The following is a 1,634-nucleotide window of genomic DNA, read 5'->3' on the forward strand; positions in this document are numbered from 1 at the left end:
TGTGGAGCGATTCAACCCCGTGCCGGGCCCAGCGTTCGCGGAGAAACTGGGACGAGGATGCGGTATAAGGGGAACGGCAGCGCCGCGATGACCGGCCGACTCATTGGTGCGCGCTGGCAGCCTGCATGCTGCCAGAGAGCCCGGTGTGGAGCGTGGTCCGGGAGTCGTCGGCGACAGTGGTGAGCGGCGCAAGCCGCATCCCGTTCACGAGATCGAGTCCTTATCGACGCTTCCCATGGCGCTGCCGTTCATTCACGATCGTGAGGCGAACCATGGCCATGCGCAAGCGCGAAGACAATCCTGAGGTGTTTCCGAATGCCGCGGGCATTGATGTGGGGGCCTCGAGCCACTGGTTGGCCGTGCCTGCAAAGTGCGCCGATGAACCGGTGCGGGAATTCGGGACGATGACCGATGACCTCAATGCGATGGCCGACTGGCTGCTCGCCTGCGGGGTCGACACGGTCGCACTGGAATCGACCGGCGTATTCTGGATACCGGTGTATGAGGTGCTCGAGCACCGCGGACTGACGGTCTGGCTGGTGGACGCGCGCCAGATGAAATACGTGCCTGGCCGCAAAAGCGACGTACTCGACTGCCAGTGGCTGCAGAAGCTGATGAGTCTGGGGCTGCTCAGGGCGGCCTGGCGCCCTGGCGAACCGGTGTGCGTAGTACGGGCCGTGGCGCGTCAACGCGAAGTGCTGCTGGCCGAGCAGTCGAGCTGGATACTGCGCATGCAGAAGGCGCTGGTGCAGATGAACATCCAGCTCACCGAGGTGCTCAGCGACATCATGGGCGCCACTGGGCAAGCCATCATCCGGGCGATTGTGGCCGGCGAGCGTGACCCGCACGTCCTGGCGCGTTACCGGCATGCCCGCGTGAAGCGCAGTGCCGAGGACATCGCACGCGCGCTCCAGGGCAACTGGCGCGAAGAGCATCTGTTCGTGCTGGCCCAGGCGCTGGCGATGTACGACAGTCTGGCGCAGCGGGTGCTCGAGTGCGACGCAAAGATCGAGGCGCTGCTCGCCCCGTTGGGGCGCCACGATATCGAGCTGACTGGCGCCGCCAAACGCGGCAGCCCGAACCCACTGAACTTTGATGCACGCCGGTCATTGGCGCGCTGGGCGGGGGTGGACCTGACGCGCATCAACGGCATCTCGGCGGGTACGGCGCTGACCATCCTGTCCGAGGTCGGAACAGACCTGAGCCGCTTCGCCAACGAGAAGCATTTCTGTTCCTGGCTGCGGTTGTGCCCGGGCACGAAAATCAGCGGCGGCAAGGTACTCAGCGCACGCACGCGCCGCTCGGCGAACCGGGTGCGTCAGGCGTTGAAGATGGCAGCAATGAGCCTGTCTCGCACTGATTCGGCACTCGGCGCATTTTACCGCCGCCTATGTACCCGCATGGACAAGCCGCGAGCCAATACGGCCGTGGCCCACAAGCTGGCGCGCCTGGTGTACTTCATGCTCACGCGCGGCGAGCCCTTCGTTGATCAGGGCCAGCAGCGCTACGAGGAGCAGCAACGGCAGCGCAGCATTGCGGCCCTAAACCGCCGCGCCGCTGCACTGGGTTTCCGCCTGGCACCTACCTCGACGACGGGGTGAAAACGGACCCAACCATGATTAGTTTCTCACGAG

At 65.1% G+C, this 1,634-nt stretch carries 1 protein-coding gene; it reads left to right on the forward strand.

The window, feature by feature from the left end:
* The first annotated feature begins 272 nt into the window (after window positions 1-272).
* The gene (locus DID96_RS37605; RefSeq protein ID WP_124604360.1) at window positions 273-1,601 is read left to right on the forward strand and encodes an IS110 family transposase; all 1,329 of its coding nucleotides are present in this window, start codon (window positions 273-275) and stop codon (window positions 1,599-1,601) included.
* Window positions 1,602-1,634 lie beyond the last annotated feature (33 nt).

Source organism: Burkholderia sp. Bp8963 (genome assembly GCF_003854275.1).
GTDB lineage: Bacteria > Pseudomonadota > Gammaproteobacteria > Burkholderiales > Burkholderiaceae > Burkholderia.